General features: G+C 43.2%; 20 protein-coding genes, 3 tRNA genes and 2 pseudogenes. 18 read left to right on the top strand and 7 right to left on the bottom strand.

Annotated features, from left to right (window positions below; translation table 11 throughout):
* Window positions 1-65 precede the first annotated feature (65 nt).
* The 4 genes from AACH20_RS02315 to AACH20_RS02300 all read left to right on the top strand — a co-directional run bounded on the left by AACH20_RS02315 (window position 66) and on the right by AACH20_RS02300 (window position 2,630).
* Entirely contained in the window at window positions 66-272 is a 207-nt protein-coding gene (locus AACH20_RS02315) for a hypothetical protein (RefSeq protein ID WP_082001355.1), read from the top strand.
* A 136-nt stretch (window positions 273-408) separates the two neighbouring features.
* On the top strand, window positions 409-900 hold the full coding sequence (locus AACH20_RS02310) for a hypothetical protein (RefSeq protein ID WP_338503756.1): 492 nt from the start codon (window positions 409-411) through the stop codon (window positions 898-900).
* A gap of 325 nt (window positions 901-1,225) precedes the next feature.
* Window positions 1,226-2,188 carry an ADP-ribosylglycohydrolase family protein gene (locus AACH20_RS02305; RefSeq protein ID WP_338503753.1) on the top strand — a complete coding sequence of 321 codons (963 nt, stop codon included), beginning with the start codon at window positions 1,226-1,228 and terminating at the stop codon, window positions 2,186-2,188.
* Between the two features lie 25 nt (window positions 2,189-2,213).
* The gene (locus tag AACH20_RS02300) at window positions 2,214-2,630 is read left to right on the top strand and encodes a hypothetical protein (RefSeq protein ID WP_338503751.1); all 417 of its coding nucleotides are present in this window, start codon (window positions 2,214-2,216) and stop codon (window positions 2,628-2,630) included.
* Window positions 2,631-3,007: 377 nt separating this feature from the next.
* On the opposite strand, the gene AACH20_RS02295 is transcribed toward AACH20_RS02300, so the two are convergent.
* The 6 genes from AACH20_RS02295 to AACH20_RS02270 all read right to left on the bottom strand — a co-directional run bounded on the left by AACH20_RS02295 (window position 3,008) and on the right by AACH20_RS02270 (window position 6,145).
* Window positions 3,008-3,084 (bottom strand) — tRNA-Met (locus AACH20_RS02295).
* 43 nt (window positions 3,085-3,127) lie between these two features.
* Window positions 3,128-3,577 (bottom strand): hypothetical protein, encoded by a 450-nt coding sequence (locus AACH20_RS02290; protein ID WP_338503749.1) that lies wholly within the window; start codon window positions 3,575-3,577, stop codon window positions 3,128-3,130.
* A gap of 64 nt (window positions 3,578-3,641) precedes the next feature.
* Window positions 3,642-3,717: transfer RNA gene (locus tag AACH20_RS02285), tRNA-Ile, on the bottom strand.
* Between the two features lie 30 nt (window positions 3,718-3,747).
* Window positions 3,748-5,118 carry a dihydrolipoyl dehydrogenase family protein gene (locus AACH20_RS02280; RefSeq protein WP_338503747.1) on the bottom strand — a complete coding sequence of 457 codons (1,371 nt, stop codon included), beginning with the start codon at window positions 5,116-5,118 and terminating at the stop codon, window positions 3,748-3,750.
* Window positions 5,119-5,126: 8 nt separating this feature from the next.
* The gene (locus AACH20_RS02275; protein ID WP_129631704.1) at window positions 5,127-5,414 is read right to left on the bottom strand and encodes a hypothetical protein; all 288 of its coding nucleotides are present in this window, start codon (window positions 5,412-5,414) and stop codon (window positions 5,127-5,129) included.
* Window positions 5,408-6,145 (bottom strand): hypothetical protein, encoded by a 738-nt coding sequence (locus AACH20_RS02270; RefSeq protein ID WP_338503744.1) that lies wholly within the window; start codon window positions 6,143-6,145, stop codon window positions 5,408-5,410. Before AACH20_RS02270 ends, AACH20_RS02275 begins: the two co-directional genes overlap by 7 nt.
* Before the next feature lie 140 nt (window positions 6,146-6,285).
* Here AACH20_RS02270 and AACH20_RS02265 point away from each other — a divergent pair, with 140 nt between their 5' ends.
* Entirely contained in the window at window positions 6,286-6,450 is a 165-nt protein-coding gene (locus tag AACH20_RS02265; protein WP_164999847.1) for a hypothetical protein, read from the top strand.
* A 51-nt stretch (window positions 6,451-6,501) separates the two neighbouring features.
* On the opposite strand, the gene AACH20_RS02260 is transcribed toward AACH20_RS02265, so the two are convergent.
* A tRNA-Met gene (locus AACH20_RS02260) sits at window positions 6,502-6,578 on the bottom strand.
* 74 nt (window positions 6,579-6,652) lie between these two features.
* Here AACH20_RS02260 and tilS point away from each other — a divergent pair.
* From tilS to AACH20_RS02195, 13 genes and pseudogenes are all read left to right on the top strand, one after another.
* The gene (gene tilS, locus AACH20_RS02255) at window positions 6,653-7,489 is read left to right on the top strand and encodes a tRNA lysidine(34) synthetase TilS (RefSeq protein WP_338503741.1); all 837 of its coding nucleotides are present in this window, start codon (window positions 6,653-6,655) and stop codon (window positions 7,487-7,489) included.
* 28 nt (window positions 7,490-7,517) lie between these two features.
* Window positions 7,518-9,386: an ATP-dependent zinc metalloprotease FtsH gene (ftsH, locus tag AACH20_RS02250; protein ID WP_338503739.1), complete on the top strand. Its 1,869-nt coding sequence runs from the start codon at window positions 7,518-7,520 to the stop codon at window positions 9,384-9,386.
* A 6-nt stretch (window positions 9,387-9,392) separates the two neighbouring features.
* Window positions 9,393-11,045, top strand: a complete 1,653-nt coding sequence (gene murJ / locus AACH20_RS02245; protein WP_338503737.1) for a murein biosynthesis integral membrane protein MurJ — start codon at window positions 9,393-9,395, stop codon at window positions 11,043-11,045.
* Window positions 11,045-11,854: pseudogene (locus AACH20_RS02240) on the top strand (GTP-binding protein); the annotation flags it as partial. The gene murJ and the pseudogene AACH20_RS02240, both read left to right, overlap by 1 nt.
* A gap of 115 nt (window positions 11,855-11,969) precedes the next feature.
* Window positions 11,970-12,146 (top strand): annotated as a pseudogene (locus tag AACH20_RS02235) (transposase); the annotation flags it as partial.
* A gap of 46 nt (window positions 12,147-12,192) precedes the next feature.
* Window positions 12,193-12,456 carry a SemiSWEET family transporter gene (locus AACH20_RS02230; protein ID WP_061582780.1) on the top strand — a complete coding sequence of 88 codons (264 nt, stop codon included), beginning with the start codon at window positions 12,193-12,195 and terminating at the stop codon, window positions 12,454-12,456.
* Between the two features lie 217 nt (window positions 12,457-12,673).
* Window positions 12,674-12,988 (top strand): dUTP diphosphatase, encoded by a 315-nt coding sequence (locus AACH20_RS02225; RefSeq protein ID WP_243813177.1) that lies wholly within the window; start codon window positions 12,674-12,676, stop codon window positions 12,986-12,988.
* Window positions 12,989-13,062: 74 nt separating this feature from the next.
* Window positions 13,063-13,533: a hypothetical protein gene (locus AACH20_RS02220; protein ID WP_338503734.1), complete on the top strand. Its 471-nt coding sequence runs from the start codon at window positions 13,063-13,065 to the stop codon at window positions 13,531-13,533.
* A gap of 110 nt (window positions 13,534-13,643) precedes the next feature.
* On the top strand, window positions 13,644-14,606 hold the full coding sequence (locus tag AACH20_RS02215) for a GTP-binding protein LepA (RefSeq protein ID WP_338503732.1): 963 nt from the start codon (window positions 13,644-13,646) through the stop codon (window positions 14,604-14,606).
* Between the two features lie 2 nt (window positions 14,607-14,608).
* Entirely contained in the window at window positions 14,609-15,067 is a 459-nt protein-coding gene (locus AACH20_RS02210) for a 5' nucleotidase, NT5C type (RefSeq protein WP_338503729.1), read from the top strand.
* A 9-nt stretch (window positions 15,068-15,076) separates the two neighbouring features.
* The gene (locus AACH20_RS02205; protein WP_338503726.1) at window positions 15,077-15,787 is read left to right on the top strand and encodes a guanylate kinase; all 711 of its coding nucleotides are present in this window, start codon (window positions 15,077-15,079) and stop codon (window positions 15,785-15,787) included.
* Complete coding sequence (locus tag AACH20_RS02200) at window positions 15,784-17,151, top strand: LssY C-terminal domain-containing protein (RefSeq protein WP_338503724.1); 1,368 nt, start codon at window positions 15,784-15,786, stop codon at window positions 17,149-17,151. Before AACH20_RS02205 ends, AACH20_RS02200 begins: the two co-directional genes overlap by 4 nt.
* A gap of 50 nt (window positions 17,152-17,201) precedes the next feature.
* Window positions 17,202-17,912: a transcriptional regulator gene (locus AACH20_RS02195; protein WP_129631658.1), complete on the top strand. Its 711-nt coding sequence runs from the start codon at window positions 17,202-17,204 to the stop codon at window positions 17,910-17,912.
* Window positions 17,913-17,926: the final 14 nt, after the last annotated feature.

Raw genomic sequence — 17,926 nt, 5'->3', positions numbered from 1 at the left:
TGACAGGGGTGATATAGAGATAGTAATCTATATAGGAATATCATTAATAGGAGGTATATAACCAAATGGCTTATAAACATACCAACTCAAAGGGCATCACATATTACTTGCACAAGACTGACGTAACTTTGCGCGGCGGCAAGACTCAAACTATTTACTTCTTCGCTAAAGTTGAGAAGAATGAAAAGGGTACACCATGTGATCTACCAGAAGATCGTATTGTGAAAGAAAACCCACGCAACGGCTTTTTGACAATTTCTAAGAAAAAATAGTCCTTTGCTTGCACCATAAGCGCGTTTGGTGATATAGTATAATCAAACAAACAGGTGCCATAACTCCTCTGTAAAAAGCAGGGGAGTTTTTTGTGGGGTTGATTATTTGTGGATATTGTGGTATAACAGTTACTATATGAAGTCGAAGACGGTTGAAGTGTTGGAGCTTGCTAGGCCAAACAGAGCGGGCGTTATTGATGTTGTTGATTCGGACGGTAATGTTGTGCCGTTGGATTATTTAGGCGAAGATTTTGTTCCTGATGCGAATAGTTATAGTGATGAAGATTTTACGAAGAGAAATAGAATTATAGTTGAGATGTGTGATCTTTTCGGCAGGATTCGTCGTCGTGCTGGCTTTGCCGAACGTCATAGAGGTCGTGGCGACTATGATCGAGCTCGTCGCATAGAAAGAAACAGGGGTAGTGATATTTCTGAAGTTGGCAGACTTGCTATAAGTGCTTGTGAAGCATGTCCACTTAAGCTTGATTGTGAACTGTATGGTAAATTAGGAGGGGCTGTCCTAAGTGATGTTTTGGATTATAAAAAAGTTCGTACAGCCACATCTCTGACTAAAGCAGGCAAGAAACGTTCAGGTTGGAATAAGGGTTGCATAGATAATAATGCGTAAAGAAAAAGCCCCCTTCTGAATGAAGAGGGATTTTTCTTGGTGACCCAAGTGCATCTACATTGGAACCATATCTGTAGCGGGATTCTGAGCTGGAGACACTTAATAGAGGCGACCACCTCTTCAATAAAGATACCCAACCATCATTAAAGTATATCGTAACAGAATGTGTTAATATCAATAAATTATCCTCTTGACTACTTTTTACGTTATCCAGCCTGATAAATTCATAAATCAGCACTAAATGTCGCGGTTGGGTTAAACTAAGATTGCCGCAAAGGGCTAATTGAGGTCGCTTATTTAGGAGATTGACGATATAATCAAAATAATGAAGAAAAACTCTCAAGCACAGCTCCAGGGTATGTTATTCGGCTTAGCTATAGGCGACGCCCTCGGTGCGCCTATCGAACACGGCTACACAAGTGATGAGATTGTCGCTCGTAAAGAAGAATTGCGTCATATGCACGATGAAGCACACTTTCCTCGTGGTGTCTGGACAGACGATACTTCTATGGCGTTATGTTTAGCAGACAGTTTACTGGAGTGTGGCGGCTATGATTCGTGGAACGTTATGGATAAGTACTGTAAATGGCAATCAGAGGGCTATCGTTCGTATTTTGACTATGGCGAGGGCATTGGTATGCAGACGCTTATCATGCTGGATATGTATGCTAGCGGTCACGCTATTTTTCACAAAACGATGAATCGGAGCGATGGTGCTGGCAACGGTGTCGTGATGCGTCTTGCACCAGTCGTGATAGCTGCCTACGGCAAACGAGATATCCGTGACGTGATACGGCTTGCTCAAGTTTCCGCTAGAGAAACACATTACTCCTATGAGGCTGAAGCTGCTGCTGAAGTGTTTGCTGCCATACTACATAACGCTATCCATCTAAAAGACAAAGCAGAGATTGTAGATGTTAGTAAGTATAGTACCGGCGCACACTACGACCAGCTGCTGAACAAGCTAAAAGAGAGAGTTGATACGGATAAGCTCAAGAATAAGCCAGGTTATGTCGTATACACCCTCCAGATAGCTTTATGGGGTTTTATGAGCTATGACACATTTGAGGATGGGATGTTGGCAGTTATGTGCCTAGGCGGCGACGTTGATACGACCATGGCAGTGTACGGGCAATTAGCTGGTGCATGCTATGGACTTAATGCAATACCGAACGAATGGCGGCGTGATGTTTATCAAGGGAATGATATTATTGAACTAGCGGATAAACTAGCCGCAATGGACGATTGCCCTGTCCTGTATACACGGTTTGAGGAAGATGTAACTTAATACAAATTAGAAAGAGAATGACTATATGAACAAAACAACATTAGAAACCGCTCAGCAGCTGCTAGCCGCAAAAGAGTTTAGCTACAAGGATATCAACCCAAGTGAGAAAGGAATATTCCTAGCGGCGCTTATTGAGAACGGTAAATCCGCCAAAGAAGGAAATAATCACCACTCAAATATTCCCAAAGGAACGCTTATTAGCGAATGGTACTTACGGCATAAGTTAGGGCTAAGTGGGGCAATAAAGCACGACCTATACACCTCGCTTGAGCTGTGGAAGTTAGATGATAAGCGATATCAAATTATCTATTATAAACCCTTCGGTTTGGGAAATTATGCTGAAACAAAATCAGAATTCTATGACAATAAAGACTCTGCTCAGGCTCGCCTTGACGAAGAATCTCGTAGGCTTGAAGCAGAGTTATCTCGCCTTGAGCGATAAAACCTAGAATCATCTTTTGTCAAGATAGGTCATGCTAGGTACTGCTACTTTTTGTGCTTGGATTGTTGTATGAAAAACAGATCTAATAAATGCGTATGATGACGATAAGGCGATAATTACCGATGAGCTGCGGCGACTAGAGCGTCAGCAAGCAACACGAGAGACTGATATTGATGTTGCTCTTGAGATTATGCGAGATGCCGATAAGCAGTGGCTACTTGCGTCACCAAGTGCTGGGGTAAGGTTCCAAAGCATATTATTCCCAAAGAGGTTGGTGTATGACTATAAAAACCATAGGTTTGGAATCAGTGAAATCAGTGTATTTTACAGAATGCTACCAACCAAAAAAGGCTCTCCAGAGCCTGAAAAACCTTTCTTGGTGGCGGGGGTAGGATTTGAACCTACGACCTTTTGGTTATGAGCCAAACGAGCTACCAGGCTGCTCTACCCCGCGATACATAATTATGATATCAGCTTAGCGTAATAATTGCAACACCTTAGTGTTTATGACTATTGCCGCCAAATAGAAAGTTCATCCATTGCTGAAAGTTGCTATTCGTTCGCTTCGCGCTCGACGCAAGTTTTTGGGCAGGCGTGGCGCTTTCGAAAGATTGAGTGATGAGCTGTTTTTCGCCAGGTAGACCTTTTCCCGTGCGCTGTCTAATGGTCAATTCTTGATACTCTTCGCTTTGATAATATTTCGATTCGTATTCTAGCAGGGCGACTTGTAATTTTTCTATTTCCACTTGCTGGCGTTTGTTGTCAATAGAGCGTTGCAGTTCGTAATTTTTTTGCATTGATTCAATGGAGCCCCAGGCCCAACTCATAGCAATTAAAATCGCAGCAGCAATAACGACATTATTTAAGGTCAAATAGTCGTGCTGTATTCTGTAAATTAATCGTTTGAGTTTTAATTTGTTCATTTTTGCAAATTTAATATCTACCACATAATATTGTAGCAGGAATGGTAAAAATATTCATCTTATGATTATCAAGTTCAAATTCAGAATGTGGTGGGGGCGGCTGGGATCGAACCAGCGACCAATCGGTTATGAGCCGACTGCTCTAACCCCTGAGCTACGCCCCCGTGAGACTTATTATAGCGCATCAGAGGTAATTATAGAAGTTTTCCAGCGGCAATTCGCACGGCTTCTGACCAAGAAGTAAAACAATGCGGAGTGGACGCTAGTTCTTCGCTGGTAATTTTATGTCGAACGGCCAGGGCTAGCTCGGCTGCCATATCGCTAGCGTGCGGTCCGGCGATCGTTCCGCCTACGACAACTCGCTTCTTATCAACGATCAATTTCACAAAACCTATTCGCTGGTCGGTAATATTGCTGCGTACGGTAGTCGTGAGCGGAACAATTGCTATTTTTGCGCTTATTCCTTTCACCTTACAATCATATTCATTCATTCCAATTTGAGCTATTTCTGGCTGAGTAAATGCAACTTGTAGGCGTGGGGAATCATTGAATTTAATCTTATTATTATGTAGCAAATTATGAGCCGCAATACGACTCTGCGCTAAAGCTGTGTGAGTTTGGATATTGGCGTCAGTTACATTTCCTGCGGCAAAAATATGCCGAGCGGAAGTTTGCAGGTAAGAATTAACCAAAATGCCATTTTCGGTATATTTTACGCCAGCGTTTTCTAAGCCTAAATCTGTCGCAGGCAATTGTTGGTCGGCAATTAGAATCTCATCAACGCGTACAGATTTCTCTATTCGCCCCTGCAGAAAAATGACGCGCTTTTGTATAGACGATTTTTGTATAGCGATAATCTTAGTGCGAGCTAAGATTGAAATATTGCGATTTTTTGCGTCATTCGTAATCAAAGTGCCGATTTCTGGGTCAAATGTTGATAATATTCTGGACGATTTCTCTGCTACGTAAACTTTCGTTCCCAGGGTGGAGAAGACATGCGCCAATTCTAGTGCTGTAGCTCCCGCGCCAACAATGAACATGGTTTTTGGTGGGCGCTTCAAGCTAAAAATAGTTTTTAGAGTGTAATAAGAAACGGCATTTAACCCAGGTATTTCTGGAATTTGCCAATCAGATCCAGTTGCAATGAGAAATTTGCGAGCGGACAAGTGTCTTCGATTGATGGCTATTTCGTTCGGACTCAAGAAGTGTGCATTGCCAGCAAAAACACTAATGCCTTGCTTTTCGTAATAATATCGATTGCCGCCAGCTCCAGTTCTCTTTACAACTTTGTCTTTCCAGGAGAGCAGAGAAGGGTAATTATACCCAACCAAGTTAGTGCGCAGCCCAAATTTAGCGGCATCTTTGGCTGTTTGATAAACATTAAGAGCATGAGTTAAAAATCCAGTTGGTACATCTCCCCAGTTTGGTGATTCCCCGCCGAATGTTGATTTTTCTACAACAGCAACTTTTTTTCCGGCACTTGCTAATATGTTGGCTGCAGGTGAACCGCCAGCGCCACTACCAATTACGATATAGTCATAGTCAAAAGTTGGTTTTTGCGACATCAAATCTCCTAAATTATGGTTTTATAATTTTTATATAAATAGGCTGCGTCAGGATGTAGAGTTTTCATAATGCGTTGTGCTTGGCGGCGGATATCGGCAGAGGTTATTTCTGGGTGAGTTTCGCACCAATTCATAACGCCCAAAGTGACGGTTTTTGCGATGTCTTGAGCTTGACCTTCTGGTGTGCGAACGCTTAGGCAGGTGGCAATTATGGAATTGTGGAGCTTATCTGGACTAAACTCCTCTGGTGGTCGTTTTCCTTGTTTGATGACGTCAATTTGACCTGGCTTTACCATAGATTGCCTCCATAGCTAATGACGCCAATAACGCGATCGACAAATAGGAATGCCGCCAAAATTAGTAAGCTACCGCCGCTGGCGAATTGCAAAAATCTCTTATGATCTTCTCTCCAACGTTGTAAATTAGAGATGCTGCGTCCGCTGCCGATCAAGACGATAACGACAAATAACGGCAGTGTGGACACGATGACGTAGATCGCTATGCTGACGATTTGCAAGAAGGGGTTTGGTAGGGTGATAATAGCCAGACTGGCGGCGATAATTGGCGCGATAATAAATACGATTTCTGCAATAACACTAATTATTCCCAGGGCAAAGCTTTCTATGGAATTTTTGGTTTTTTTGGTGCGCTTGTTTAAATATTCTGCAAAATTGCGTGGAAGCCATAACGAAGTTCCTGGTTGTCGTCGAAAGTAGAACGCCCAAATTGCGATTCCTAATCCAAACATCATCCCTGAAGAGACGGCGGCAACGAGTTGCTCTGCGCTGGTGACGTGGTGGATGAATAGTGATAAGAAATAGGAAATTGAGCTGATAAATAACAAGGTGATCATTGCGACTCCAAGTACAAAACTGTTGCTCATACGAAAAATCTTTCTCTGGGCGGTTTTTTTGCCAATTGAATGTCCGCTAAGTAACGTTAAAACACTGACGCTAAGCTGAAAACTAGCGTGAATAATCGCTGCAAAAATTATGGTGGCCAGTGATGAGATTGTTACAGGGGTCATTTTTGTGTATAAATCCTTCTCTACCAGTGTACCACAAGCGGAATGAAAAGGTAAATAATGACCGAAAAAGGTATTGCTTTTTTGTCAAATTTATGATAGTATAAAGACAGTTAAATAATTAACACAAAAAAGGAAAAAATATGGAAATCAACACCAGTGAATTAGCTGAATTTTTAGAAGTAACCCGAAAAAAGGATTTAGCAACGTGGGAGCGTCAGCGTAATTCATGGGAATTGGATAGTTTTGTGTCACGACGATTGGCGGCTTTGGACGGCGTTCAATCTGAAGAGCTTGAGCTAATTTAATTCAGTATCTATAAAAAATTCCCCGTCGTATTGACGAGGAAAGATAATTTCTGGTAGCACCGGGTGGACCCGAACCACCGACCTCAGGCTTATGAGTCCTGCGCTCTAACCAGCTGAGCTACGGTGCCACACTGCATTGATTGTAACAGATAGTATAAAATTTGCCAAATACGTTTTAGGTAAATTGTGAGATAATGGATGTGTGAGATATATTATCGCAGTCAGTGGTGGGATTGATTCGGTAGTTTTGCTGGATTTGATGTCACGAACGGAAAAAGATTTGGTGGTCGCTCATTTTGACCACGGAATTCGTGAAGATTCGGCGAGTGATGCTAGATTTGTCGAGGCTTTAGCTGATAGATATAAAATACAATTTGTTTGTCGGCGCGAAAAGCTAGGGGCTGATGCCAGTGAAGAATTGGCGCGCCAAAGGCGTTATGAATTTTTGCGTGGCGTGGCGACGGATTTTGATGGCGTGATAGTGACGGCACATCACCGAGATGACATTATTGAAACTGTAGCAATGAACCTTAAGCGTGGCTCCAGGTGGCGAGGCTTGGCGGGGATGAGTGATAGTCAAATAGTTAGGCCGATGAATGGTTGGACAAAGCAGAGAATTTATGAATATGCGATTCGCCAGAAATTGGAATGGTGTGAAGACGAGACGAATCAAAGCGACTTGTATCAGAGGAATAAATTTAGGCGTAAGATAAATCGTGAGCTTGATGAATATCAGAAGCTTGGAGTGTATGAGGTGTGGCGAAAACAGAGAGAATTAAGAGGAGAAATTGAGCAGGAAATAGAGAAGTTTGATGGAGAAGTGCTTAGTCGGTATTTTTTGACGATGATAGATGATAATGTCGCACAAGAATTACTATATTATTACGTTTTACGACATTATGATGTGTCGTTACTGGGTTCTCAATTGGAGCGTATGCTAATTGCTATAAAAACTGGAAAAGCTGGCTCTTGTTGGCAAGTTGGCGGCGGCATTGTGATGAAATTGACGCTAAGAAGTGTTATAATAAAGAGAGTTTGATTAGTATAGGCGAAAGGATTAGTTGAGAATGGCTGTTAAGATGCCTCAAAGAAATGGAAAGAATAGAATAAGTCAAATTTTACGATTTGGATTGTTTTGGGCAATTATAATTTTTGTAGCGTTAATTTTTTACGCAACACTCTTCCCTGCGTCAAATCTTAAAGATGTAGCTTTGTCTGATGTAGTGCGTCGAGCAAATGACGGTAAAATTGCTCAATTGGAGGTTCAAGGAAACGATATTAAGATTACTCCAAAGGATCAATCAAAACCTACCGAGCATTCAGTCAAGGAATCTAGTAGCATTTATGAGCAGGGCTTGAACAAGGATGCTAAGGTTGAGGTGAAGGTTATTCCACCATCCACAACCGGCGAAACCATGTGGAACTTGGCTGTTATGGTCGTGCCTGTGTTGATTGTCGTGGTGTTCTTTATGTTTATGATGCGCCAAGCTCAGGGCCAAAATAATCAAGCTATGGGATTTGGTAAGAGCAAGGCTCGCCTGTATGGACAAGATAAAGAAAAGGTTCTGTTTACGGATATCGCTGGAAATGATAACGCCAAGCAAGATCTGCAGGAAGTTGTTGATTTTCTTAAGCATCCGAAGAAATATAAAGATTTGGGTGCAAAGATTCCAAAAGGCGTATTGTTAGTCGGTAATCCAGGTACAGGTAAGACGATGCTAGCTCGTGCTGTTGCCGGTGAGGCTGGCGTGCCATTCTTCTCGATCTCCGGTTCTGAATTTGTGGAAATGTTTGTTGGTGTTGGTGCTAGCCGAGTACGAGACCTATTCTCTAAGGCTAAGAAAAATGCGCCGTGCATTATATTTATTGACGAGATTGATGCCGTGGGTCGTAAGCGTGGTTCTGGTATGGGTGGCGGTCATGATGAACGCGAGCAAACTCTGAACCAGATTTTGGTGGAGATGGATGGATTTGATGGCGAAACGAACGTTATTGTTTTGGCGGCAACCAACCGAGCGGATGTTTTGGACCCAGCTTTACTTCGCCCTGGACGATTTGACCGACGTGTGAATATTACATTACCAGAGCGTAAAGATCGTGAGGCAATTCTGAAAGTTCACTTTAAGAAAAAGCCGACTGACGAAACTGTTGATCTTGATAAATTGGCGGCAAAAACTGCTGGCTCATCTGGTGCGGACTTGGCAAATATGGCTAATGAAGCTGCAATTATTGCCGCTCGTCGCAACAAGAAGAAGATCTCAAATGACGAATTAACTGAGGCGTTTGAGCGTGTGGCAATTGGTCCAGAGCGCAAGACCAAAATAATGAACGATCACGAGAAAGAACTAACTGCTTATCACGAAGCTGGCCACGCAATTGTTGGTCACGTCTTGCCTGATTCCGACCCAGTCCACAAGGTTACGATTATTCCGCGCGGCGGTACTGGTGGAGTAACGTGGTTCTTGCCGCCAGAAGATAAGAGCTACACAAATGTTTACGAGTTTAAGGATATTTTGGCTCGGGCAATGGGCGGACGAATCGCTGAGCAATTGATTTACGGCGACGACGGAATTACCACTGGCGCTGGTTCGGATTTGCGAAAAGCGACTGAAATTGCCCGTGATATGGTGATTGAGCAAGGAATGGGCAAGGGCTTGCGCGATCAAGTATTCCATGAAGATAACGGCGGCTTGATGTTCGATAAGATGACCAGAGAGCGTCCGTATTCTGATGAGACTGCGAAGATGATTGATGAGGAAGTCGCGCAATTGATTACCGAAGCTAAACATCGTGCAATGTTGGTATTGAAAGAGAACCGTTCGTTCCTTGATAAGTTGGCCGAGGCTCTACTAAAGGAAGAAACTCTGGAAGAATCTGAGGTTGACGAGATTCTTAAAGGCACTAAATTACCAAAAGAAGCTAAACTGCATTCGTAAAATACTATGGGGCGCGTTCGTAGTACAGTTACGAAAATAAATCAGCGGCTTAATGTTAAATTGGCTGCTACGATTATGGCAAGCTCGACGTTGCTGTCGAGCTTGCTGGGATTTTTCCGTGATCGTCTACTTAACTCTGCCTACATGCCAAGTAAAAATGGAGTATCGGCGGGATACCCGGTTGGACTAGACGCTTATACGGCGGCTTTCATGGTGCCAGATTTTATGTTTGCAGTGCTGGTTTCTGGTGCGCTTAGTGTGACGTTCATTCCAGTTTTTAATGAGCGCTGGGTCAAGGGCAATAAGCAGTCGGCTTGGCAAATTAGCTCTAGCATGATCAATTTTATGGCGCTAATAACCATGGCGGCGTCGGTGTTGATTATTATTTTCGCTGATCCGTTGATGAAGTACTTAATCGCGCCTGGCCTGAGTGAGTCTGGTCATGCTTTGGCGGTCAGTATGATGCAGGTAATCGCGGTTAACCCGTTTATCTTTGCGGTTGCGGCGGTGATTGCTAGTATTCAGCAAGCGGTTGGTCGATTTATGTTCTGCGCGCTGGCGCCAATGCTGTATAACGTCGGTATTATTATTGGTACGGTGTGGTTTACCGGCGGCGTCAATTTATTCGGCTGGCAGATTTTTGACGGCGGCATTATGGGTGTAGCATTGGGTGTGGTTTTGGGATCATTTTTACAATTGATCGTCAGTGCGGTCGGTTTGGCTGGGCTTGGGTTTGATTACAATTTCAAAATCTATTGGCGAAATAAGGGATTTAGGAAAGTTTTATCTTTATTGCCGGCGCGTTCTGTCGATCAAGGAATGGATTATGTGGTTAGCTTGGTTGAGGTCAATTTGGCTTCGCGCTTGGCTGACGGAACGGTTAGGGCGTACCAACAGGCTTTGACTCTTCATATGATGCCGATCAATCTTATTGGTGTGGCGATTTCAAATGCCGCCTTTCCGCAATTAACTGAGCATTTGGGCGAAGGTCGAAATGATCTATTTCAAAAAGACCTGCGTTCCCTGCTGAGAATTATTTTTTGGATGGCACTTCCGATGTCGGTGGTGATTTTCTTTACCAGGGGATACGTTGTGCACTTTATTAGTAACGGTGGTGATCAGCTGATTGCTGGAATTTTGGGCTGCCTGGTCGTGGCGATTTTATTCCGAACTATTTATCACATGGCCGCGCGAGCATTTTACGCCCGCCAAGACACGAAAACTCCGCTGTACATTTCAATTTTCTCGATTACTTTGAACATCATCTTAGCAATTGTTCTGTCGATGGTTTTGAAAATGGGCGCATATGGATTGGCCTGGGCTCAATCGACAGTGGCAGTTTTGGAAGTGGTTGTTCTTTTGGCGGTTATGAATCGTCAAATGCCAAAATTATTCGACATGACGTTTGTGCGAGCAATTTTTAAGATGATACTCGCTGGAATTATTACGGGTGTAGTTTGTTATATTGGTGTGTTGGTTTTGCCATTTCGTTATCATGACGACAGCTTCTTTAGCGCTTTTCCGAAATTCGTTATCATTTCATTGGTTAGTTTTGGCGCGTATGCCGCGGCTTCGAAGTGGCTAAAATTGCCGGAAATTGACCCGATTCTTGCGCGATTGAAGAAAGTGTTATTTGGACGATTGGAGTTTAAGGGCTAATGGAAAATATTCGGAATTTTTGTATTATTGCTCATATTGATCACGGCAAGTCTACGCTGGCTGATCGAATGATGGAGATGACTGGGACGGTAGAAAAGCGCGAGATGAAATCGCAGTTGCTGGATTCGATGGATTTGGAGCGAGAAAAAGGCATTACTATTAAGTTGGCGCCGGTGCGAATGCGATATAAAAATGTCGATCTGAATTTGATTGACACTCCGGGGCATGTTGATTTTAGTTATGAAGTTTCGCGTAGCTTGCAGGCTTGCGAGGGCGCGATATTGGTGGTTGATGCTAGTCAAGGAATTCAGGCGCAAACATTGTCGAATGTTTACCTGGCAATGGAGCAGGATTTGACGATTATTCCGGTCTTGAATAAGGTTGATTTGCCAGCCGCCGATATACCGCGCGTATCCAGGCAAGTCATTAATTTGTTGGGCTGCGACGAGAGCGAGATTATTCATATTTCTGCTAAAACTGGTCAAAACGTAGATAAGGTTTTGGATGCGGTTGTTGATAAAATTCCGGCACCAACTGGCGATGCTGATGGTCCGACTAGGGCGTTGATTTTTGATAGCTATTATGACGATTATCGTGGCGTGATTTTATACGTGCGGGTGGTTGACGGGCGAATTAAAAAGGGCGAATCTATCCGAATGATGGCGACTGGCGCAGATGGACTAGCTCTGGAAGTCGGTCATCTTAACCCAGCCATGCAACCCGACCCTTCGCTTGAAACTGGCGAAATTGGCTATATTGTGACGAACCTGAAAACGACACGCGAGGCGCGGGTTGGCGATACGGTAACACTGGGGAGATATTTTAATTAAGATTAAAAAGGGAAACCACGAATCTACAAACAATAAGCTTAACTGAATTTTTTTGGCGTTGGTTCGTAGTATTGACGCGTATGATTGCTGAAATCAGTTTCCTTACCAGATTTGGCATAGCATTTATTCGACAAAACTCATTAAGTCTCTTAATAAAGAAATCAAACGTCAAACGAAATAGAAGGTTCTTTTTCCTAACGAGGAGGCTCTGGAACGTTACTTAGTTACTTTGTTTGAAGACTCTACTAGAGTGTTTACACAAAATTATTGACAGCATCTTTTCCTTTATAATATAATAAAACCTCATGAGGTATTATATGTCTAAACAAAAAATTAATCGCTTTGTCGGATCTATTGGAGCTTTTATTGGGATCCTTGTCTTTATTGCATATATTCCACAAATTATCGCTAACCTACAAGGAGAAAAAGCTCAACCATTCCAACCACTATTCGCAGCAGTTTCTTGTTTAATTTGGGTAATCTATGGTTGGACAAAAGAACCTAAAAAAGACTGGATCCTCATCATTCCCAATGCAGCGGGAGTGATATTAGGCGGTTTAACTTTTATTACTTCTTTATAAAAGTTATATAAACAAAACCAGCAACTTCATAAAAAAGTTGCTGGTAGAGATTTTGGACTATCACAGGAAAAAATATTTAACCAAAGTGATATATTGTTTGATAAATCAGAGTATAATAGTAATTAAAAATAGGATTGGATAGCGAGCAGATTCTTGCTTCCTGCTATGTTTATATTTCATCAAGTGTAAGTTAATTAAGATTAAAGAAGGAAAAACCATGAATCCACAAACAATAAGCTTAACTGAATTACAAAAACACCTCGATCAAACTTGTAAGGAGAAAGGTTGGGATAAAAATTCTGTCACTGAAGTATTCTTATTGTTAGCCGAGGAAGTTGGCGAGCTGGCGAAGGCGATTCGCAAAGAGACAGGATTTAAGGGAGAAAAAAGACCTGATAACCACGACAATCTGCGCGAGGAGTTTGCGGACGTACTGAACTATTTGATGGAATTGGCAAATCGGTTTGACGTCAATTTGGCGGAAGTGTATTTTGAGAAGCACAAGATCAACCAGACGCGACAGTGGAAATAGTATATACTGTATTGAAAAGCGCAGATGTAATAAAATGCACGAAATAGGTATTGATATATCTGTTGTTGGCAATTATGAGTAACTTCAAAAACTTTACAGAGAAGATTAGATGTCGCGTAATTCCGATAACACGCGATCGTCGTGTGTGGTTGGATGAGAAAATTGTCGACGATGATTTGTATTGTGTTTTTATGAATGGACGATCATACGAACTTGGTGAAGAATACGATGACTTTTTGTGTGTCACTGCTGACAACTTTGCTGAACTAGCAGACGTTATTCTCCGCGAGTTGTATGCGCGCGGATTTTCATCGTCAGACTATAAACTGATCAACGAAAATTATGTTCATCTAGATTATAGCTTTTTGAGCGATAACATGCCTTGGATTGCTTGGCGTAATGTTGATGCAATAGTTAAGGGCGATATTACCGATGAGAAGGACTATCGTCGCGACAAAGCTAAGCACGGTCGGTGGATGAGTTACGCTGAACTGGTTCAGGCTATTGGCAAGAATCAAGCTCATAAGATTTTTGAGCAGTTATAGGTTAGACCTCAGTGTGTAAGGAATAATTTGCTGAGAATAAGTAGGCATGCAAGGAGCGATTTACTGTGCGTTTATATAAAAACATTGAGCTGATATAATAACAAATAGTTATGACCAAAAAAATTACCGTCCACCCTCTACCCGGCTACAAAGAAGTCAAGCCCTTCGTTTATGCGGGGTTTTTCCCAGTGTCCAATGAAGACTATAATGACCTGAAAGAGGCAATTGAAAAGTTGAGCCTCAGCGATTCGGCGCTGCAATTCGAGCCGGAAAATTCGCCGGTTCTGGGCTATGGTGTGCGAATTGGATTTTTGGGTCTGCTTCATATGGACATCATTCGCGAGCGACTAGAGCGTGAATATAATTTGGATTTGATTGTGACCAATCCGAGTACTGATTATCAAGTTAGTTTGACGAATGGCGAGGAGCTGGATATTAAATCCGCCAGCGAATTGCCCGACCCAGCGCAGATAAAAGAGATTCGCGAGCCGTGGATTGACGGTGAAATTGTTGTGTCGCAGGATTACATCGGTGCGGTGATTCAGTTGATTGTGAGCAAGCGTGGCCGCCAGAAAAACCTGAGTTACATTGACGAGCGGGCGCTGATTTCATTCGCGGCGCCACTTGCGAATTTGTTGACGGATTTTTATGACCAATTGAAATCTATTACCAGCGGCTACGGTTCGTTTAATTATGAGTTGGCGGATTATCAAGTGGAAGATTTGGTGCGTGTCGATTTTTATGTGGCGGGCGAAATGGTTGATTCGTTGAGCGTAATGTGCCATCGGTCGGAATCGCAGCATTTGGGGCGCGAGATTGTTAAGAAGTTGAAAGAAGTCGTGCCGCGCCAGAGTTTTGAAGTTTCATTGCAAGCGGCAATTGGCGGTAAGTTTATTGCCAGGGAAAATATCGGCGCTTATCGAAAAGACGTTACGGGCTATCTTTACGGCGGCGATGTCAGTCGTAAAAAGAAGCTTCTCGCCAAGCAAGCGCGCGGTAAAAAACGAATGAAGCGCTTTGGTAAAGTTGACATACCGAGCGAAGCATTTATGGTGATGCTAAAAAGGGATTAACTATGAAAAAACTCATTGTTTATATTGATATGGATGGCGTTTTGGCGGATTTCAAATCTGCTTTAACAAAAATATCGCCCGAGTTGATTGATGAGTTTGCTGGTCATCACGATAATATTCCAGGAATTTTTTCTTTAATGGAACCCGTGCCTGGAGCTATCGAGGCGGTTTACGCCCTGAAAGACAAATACGATTTATACATTTTATCTTCTTCTCCGTGGGAAAATCCGACGGCTTTGGGAGATAAGTTGGCGTGGGTGAAAAAGTATTTTGGTGGCGAAGGTTCGGATAATATTTTCTTTCGTAAGGTTATTTTTTCGTCAGCAAAGAATTTGAGTCGAGGCGATATTTTGATTGACGATCGGACGGCGAATGATGCGGGCGAGTTTTCTGGTCGGCTTATTCGTTTTGGAAGTTCTGAATTTCCCAATTGGCAATCTGTACTTGATGAGTTATTATAGGTAGATATTATGCCAAGTATTGAAGATCTTATTACAAATTATCAGCCAACTGAATCAACAATTGAGTTGGTTAAAAGTACGAAAATTGCGCTGCTCGCGGGAATTTCTGGTGCGGGCAAAGACACGATAAAAAAACAATTATTGAAGTCGCCAGGGTTTCGCGATATCGTTTCTCATACTACGCGTTCGCCACGCACAAATAACGGATGCGCCGAGCAAGATGGAATTGATTATCACTTTATTGATTCGCGAACTGCCGAAAATATGCTACAAAATAATGAATTTATCGAGGCGAAGTTTGTTCACGGTACAGTTTATGGGACGTCGGTGGCTGAGTTGAAATTAGCGCATGACCAGAACCGCGTGGCAATTACTGACATTGACGTTCAGGGCGTGGAGGAATATGAGCGACTGGCGCCAGATAGCATTGCGATTTTCATTGTGCCGCCAAATAGCCAAACTTGGATTGAGCGATTAAAAAAGCGTTACGCAACCGAAGAAGATTTTCAAGCGGAGTGGCCAAAGCGTCACGCCTCGGCGATAAAAGAGTTGGCTTACGCGCTTGAAGTTCCGTATTATCACGTGATTATCAATGACGATTTGGAGCGAGCAATTCGAGTGACTGAGGAAATTATTTTGCGCGGCGACGTGTTTAAGCGTCAAGATGACGAGGCGCGTTTGATAGCTCGAAATCTCCTCAATGATATAATTAATCTATGAGTTCAGTAAAAACTCCAAAAAAAATAGCAGCCAGGCAAGATCGCTCCTCGAAGACCTTGACTACATTGTTAGACCAATCCTTTTTTATCTTTGCAGGTCTGGCATCGTTTTGGTTGGCATGGTTGGTACTTAGAGAAGGTTGGGCGACGGGCGGCTGGTGGCTGGTTGGCTTGTTCTTTGTTGTGTGGATAATTGTGGCATATTTGGCGTTGCCTAGGCTTCATCGAATTTTGAGCAATATGTACGTACCGAATTATTTTATTGGCAGGACGCGAACGGCGGACGGAGTATTAAGCGACCCTGTCAATTTGAGCGTGCGTGGTTCAGAAGAAAAGCTCCATAAGGCAATGACTGAGGCTGGCTGGGTTTTGGCGGATGACATAACTCCAAGGTCGGCTTGGAAAATGGTGCTTACGGTGCTGAGTGGTCGTAGTTATCCAAATGCACCGGTGTCGCCCGCATTTTTGTTTGGTAGACGGCAGGACTTTGCTTATCAGCAGGAAGTTGACGGCAATCCAAGGCGTCGTCATCATGTTAGGTTTTGGCGATGCCCAACTGGCTGGCTTCTTCCTGGCGGTCATCGAGTTGATTGGTTGGCGGCTGGTACATACGATAAGAGCGTTGGCTTTTCTTTGTTTACTTTCCAGTTCACGCATAAAATTGACGAGAATATTGATATTGAACGAGATTATATCATTGAGTCGGTTAAAAGTAACAATAAAAATGTTAGAGTGACGATATTAAAGGATTTTTCAACGGGCTATCATTCGCGCAATGGTCTTGGAGATTCTATCCGCACTGATGGCGATTTGCCAATTTTGGGAGTTGGTCGAATAAAGGCTGACGATAATGTCACGGCTTCAACGCGGCTCGGGGTGATTATGGATGGCACAATTTATGATCGTCATCCGCGAAATCACGAAACTTTACTGGAAGAGCTTTGGAGTCGCCGACCACCGCAGATTTTAATTGGCGGCGGATTAATGATTCTGGCGTCGTTATTCACAATTGGGCAAATGTTGGTGGACTTTTCTAGTTGGCCGACGACTTTGGTGCAGGTTGCGAATATTGACGGAATTGATATAAATGCCGCGAATACCATGTTATCGATGATGGCCGGCTTTAATGTGCTGTTGGTCGTGGCGGAAATCGTGCTGGTTGGACTGCTACTTCGAGGAAGTAGCCGGGCGCGAATCTCACTACTTTCTGTAGCGACATTAGCTATTGTCACCGAATCTTTATCCGTGACAATTGGGCGAATTAATGCGTCGATTATGCTGCTTTTGATCTCAATTGGCGTGCATATTATGATCATGATGTTGTTCTCTTCAGATGCAGCGCGCTACTTTACGGAAAGACGATAAGGCTTGGCACTCTGCTTGTATGAGTGCTAGATTTGCGATATAATTGGACTATGACCGAACGTCAACAAGCAATCCTTGTCGCTATTATCGAACAGTACGCTGAAATTGCGGCGCCAGTTGGTAGTGTAACGCTAGCCAAACTGTTTGGTGTGAGTAGCGCCACGATTCGCAGTGAAATGGCAAAACTTGAGGAGATGGGATTTATTGAGGCGCCTCACACGAGCGCAGGTCGAATTCCGACAGATAAGGGATATCGTTTTTATGTCAATGGAATCACGGCGGCGCAAATGACGGAATTGCCGAGCGGTATTGATAGCAGCACGAAGGCAATTGAGGCGCACGTCAATTCAAATGTTGATACTTCAGACAAAGCGATTCGTCGAGCAGTTGATGGTTTGGTGGAAATGACTGGCAATTTTGGTTTTGCGTCGTTTGGTTCGAGTTTATATATGAACGGAATGACTCAGCTCTTTAGTCAACCAGAGTTTGGTGATGGCGATCACGTTCAGGCGGTTGCTAAATTGATTGACAATATCGAACCGTGGCTGCGCGAAGCGGCACCGGACGAACCGCTAAATGTGTTTATTGGTAGCGAAAACCCAATTGGTAAAAGTAGTGGAGCTACGTTGATTATAAGTAAATTTAAGTCATCGTCTGGTGGCGATAATTACATCGGTGTGATTGGTCCGACGCGACAAAATTATCGTCGAACGATGGAGCTGGTGCGTCGTACGGGCGCGATGCTGGAAGAAGTCTTGTAGTGGCTAAAAGGAGG

Origin of the sequence: Candidatus Minimicrobia sp. QA0096 (assembly GCF_963967315.1) — a bacterium.
GTDB lineage: Bacteria > Patescibacteriota > Saccharimonadia > Saccharimonadales > Saccharimonadaceae > Nanosynbacter.
Note: the sequence above shows the minus strand (reverse complement) of the source record. Positions and strands in the feature narration are given on the sequence as shown.

Coding starts and splice junctions, on each gene's coding strand:
- AACH20_RS02275 (WP_129631704.1), bottom strand. CDS start 5,414: ATGGTAAAGCCAGGTCAAATTGACGTCATCAAACAAGGAAAACGACCA.
- AACH20_RS02280 (WP_338503747.1), bottom strand. CDS start 5,118: ATGTCGCAAAAACCAACTTTTGACTATGACTATATCGTAATTGGTAGT.
- AACH20_RS02220 (WP_338503734.1), top strand. CDS start 13,063: ATGAGTAACTTCAAAAACTTTACAGAGAAGATTAGATGTCGCGTAATT.
- AACH20_RS02270 (WP_338503744.1), bottom strand. CDS start 6,145: ATGACCCCTGTAACAATCTCATCACTGGCCACCATAATTTTTGCAGCG.
- ftsH (WP_338503739.1), top strand. CDS start 7,518: ATGGCTGTTAAGATGCCTCAAAGAAATGGAAAGAATAGAATAAGTCAA.
- AACH20_RS02315 (WP_082001355.1), top strand. CDS start 66: ATGGCTTATAAACATACCAACTCAAAGGGCATCACATATTACTTGCAC.
- AACH20_RS02215 (WP_338503732.1), top strand. CDS start 13,644: ATGACCAAAAAAATTACCGTCCACCCTCTACCCGGCTACAAAGAAGTC.
- AACH20_RS02265 (WP_164999847.1), top strand. CDS start 6,286: ATGGAAATCAACACCAGTGAATTAGCTGAATTTTTAGAAGTAACCCGA.
- AACH20_RS02195 (WP_129631658.1), top strand. CDS start 17,202: ATGACCGAACGTCAACAAGCAATCCTTGTCGCTATTATCGAACAGTAC.
- AACH20_RS02300 (WP_338503751.1), top strand. CDS start 2,214: ATGAACAAAACAACATTAGAAACCGCTCAGCAGCTGCTAGCCGCAAAA.
- AACH20_RS02205 (WP_338503726.1), top strand. CDS start 15,077: ATGCCAAGTATTGAAGATCTTATTACAAATTATCAGCCAACTGAATCA.
- AACH20_RS02305 (WP_338503753.1), top strand. CDS start 1,226: ATGAAGAAAAACTCTCAAGCACAGCTCCAGGGTATGTTATTCGGCTTA.
- murJ (WP_338503737.1), top strand. CDS start 9,393: ATGGGGCGCGTTCGTAGTACAGTTACGAAAATAAATCAGCGGCTTAAT.
- AACH20_RS02200 (WP_338503724.1), top strand. CDS start 15,784: ATGAGTTCAGTAAAAACTCCAAAAAAAATAGCAGCCAGGCAAGATCGC.
- AACH20_RS02210 (WP_338503729.1), top strand. CDS start 14,609: ATGAAAAAACTCATTGTTTATATTGATATGGATGGCGTTTTGGCGGAT.
- AACH20_RS02225 (WP_243813177.1), top strand. CDS start 12,674: ATGAATCCACAAACAATAAGCTTAACTGAATTACAAAAACACCTCGAT.
- AACH20_RS02310 (WP_338503756.1), top strand. CDS start 409: ATGAAGTCGAAGACGGTTGAAGTGTTGGAGCTTGCTAGGCCAAACAGA.
- AACH20_RS02230 (WP_061582780.1), top strand. CDS start 12,193: ATGTCTAAACAAAAAATTAATCGCTTTGTCGGATCTATTGGAGCTTTT.